At 70.8% G+C, this 582-nt stretch carries 1 pseudogene; it reads right to left on the bottom strand.

Going from position 1 to position 582, the window contains the following annotated elements:
- Positions 1–582 (bottom strand): annotated as a pseudogene (locus PGX04_RS20635) (hypothetical protein); the annotation flags it as partial.

The raw sequence follows: 582 nt of genomic DNA, 5'->3' as shown, positions 1-582 counted from the left end.
GGCGCTCGAGCGTCGCGGCGTCGACCGGCGGCCGCTCGGGAACGAGACGGGCCGTCACTCTCTCGATCGCAGCGCGTCCGCCGTCGGAGCGACCGATCGCGGTCCCGAAGAGACCGATCAACGCACCGGGAACGAATCCAATAGCAAGCCCGCGGACGAGGGCCGACGGACCGACCTCGAGGCCGATCGTCGCATAGCCCGTCGCCGTCCCGAGGACGCCGCCGCTGCCGTAGGTGACGCGCGTCTGCTCGCCGAAGTCACCGCCCGCGCCGCGCTCGTTTCCGTTCGTCCACGTCGCAGCGTTGCCGTCGATCTCGGCGTCGGGGATTCGGTTCGTGATCACCGTTCCGTCGGGCGCGTGAATCGTCATCCGGTCGGCCACCAGCTGGTAGCGCGTCAGCGACGTGCCTGTCGCGAAGTAGTCGACGATCCATTGCTCGCCGACGCCGCGTCTGGCCACGTCATCGACCGCGTAGTTCACGACGACGGTCTCGCCGTCGAGCCTCGACTCCACGGCCCGGACGCCGCCGTCGGCGACGTGGTATCGTGCCCAGGCGTCGCCGACGGCGGCCTCGAGGGCGG

The sequence above is a fragment of the Natrinema soli genome (assembly GCF_028618695.1).
This window is presented reverse-complemented; position numbering and strand designations above follow the sequence as displayed.